Origin of the sequence: Streptomyces sp. SID5910 (genome assembly GCF_009862125.1) — a bacterium.
In the GTDB taxonomy this organism is placed as follows: Bacteria; Actinomycetota; Actinomycetes; order Streptomycetales; family Streptomycetaceae; genus Streptomyces.
This window is the reverse complement of sequence record NZ_WWHX01000660.1, coordinates 1-1,569: the sequence shown is the minus strand read 5'-3', so window position 1 is coordinate 1,569 and position 1,569 is coordinate 1. Positions and strand designations below refer to the sequence as shown.

Here is a 1,569-nt window from a genome sequence, read left to right as displayed (position 1 = left end):
TGACGTCACCCGCACCGCGCAGGAGCTGGCCGACGTGTGCGTCCCGTCGCTCGCGGACTTCGTCAGCGTCGACCTGCTGGACCCGCAGGAGCACGGCGACGATCCCGTGGCCGCGCCGACGCCGCCGGTCGCCCTGCGCCGGAGTGCCCACCAGTCGGTCAACCCGGGATGCCCGGAGGCGGAGGCCGAGCCGGGCCGCCTCGACGTCTACCCGGCCGACACACCGCAGGCCCAGTGCCTGGTCGCGGGGCACGCGATCGTCGCCGCGGTGCCCTCCGGCGACCTGGAGCGGTGGCGGGAGTGGGATCCGGTCCGGGTCGCGCGGATCGAGGAGTACGGCATCCACTCCACGATGTCCGTCCCGCTCCAAGCCCGCGGGACCACCCTGGGGATCGCCGTCTTCACCCGGTTCCGCCGCCCCTACGCGTTCACCCACGACGACGTGCTGCTGGCCGAGGAGGTCAGCGCCCGCGCCGCCGTCTGCATCGACAACGCCCGCCGCTACTCCCGCGAGCGCGAGACGACCCTGATGCTCCAGCGCAGCCTGCTCCCCCGGTGGCTGCCGCCCACCGCCGCGCTGGAGGCGGCCTCCCGCTATCTCCCGGCGGCCCGCTCCGGGGTGGGCGGCGACTGGTTCGACATCATCCCGCTGTCCGGGATGCGGGTCGCGCTGGTCGTCGGGGACGTCGTCGGCCACGGCATCCAGGCCTCGGCCACCATGGGCCGGCTGCGCACGGCCGTGCGCACCCTCGCCGACATCGACCTCACCCCCGAGGAGCTGCTCACCCACCTGGACGACCTGGTCGTCCGGCTGTCGGAGGAGTCCGGCGGCGACGGCACGGGCGAGGTCGGCGCCACCTGCCTGTACGCGGTGTACGACCCGGTGTCCCGGCAGTGCTCGCTGGCCCGGGCCGGGCATCCGCAGCCCGTGCTCGTCCCGCCGGACGGCCCGCCCCGGCAGCTGGAGCTGCCCTCCGGTCCGCCGCTCGGCGTGGGCGGCCTGCCCTTCGAGTCCGCCGAGCTGGAGCTGCGTGAGGGCAGCGTGCTGGCGTTCTACACGGACGGGCTGGTCACGAGCCGCGACCGCGGCGCCGACGCCGGCCAGGTGCTGCTGCGGGACGCCCTGGCCGCCCCGGCCGGCTCGCTGGACGCGGCCTGCGACCGGGTGCTGCACGCCCTGCTGCCGACCGGCGGCACCGCCGACGACGTGGCGCTGCTGCTGGCCCGCACCCGGGGGCTGCCCGCCGGCCAGGTCGCCACCTGGGACATTCCCGCCGATCCGTCGCTGGTCGCGCCCATCCGCAAGCAGGTCGTCGAGCAGTTGTCCGCCTGGGCGCTGCTGGAGGCCTCCTTCACCGCCGAGCTGGTGGTGAGCGAGCTGGTCACCAACGCCATCCGGTACGGTTCGCCGCCCATCCGGCTGCGGCTGATCCACGACGCGACCACGCTGATCTGCGAGGTCTCCGACACCAGCCACACCGCGCCGCACCTGCGCCGGGCCAAGACGTGGGACGAGGGCGGACGCGGTCTGCTGCTGGTCGCCCAGCTCACCCAGCGCTGGGGCAGCCG

General features: G+C 75.3%; 1 protein-coding gene. It reads left to right on the top strand.

Annotation, left to right across the window (positions count from 1 at the left end; all coding sequences use genetic code 11):
• A partial coding sequence (locus tag GTW67_RS22945) for an ATP-binding SpoIIE family protein phosphatase (protein WP_161166696.1) occupies positions 1 to 1,569 on the top strand: 1,569 nt, incomplete at both ends.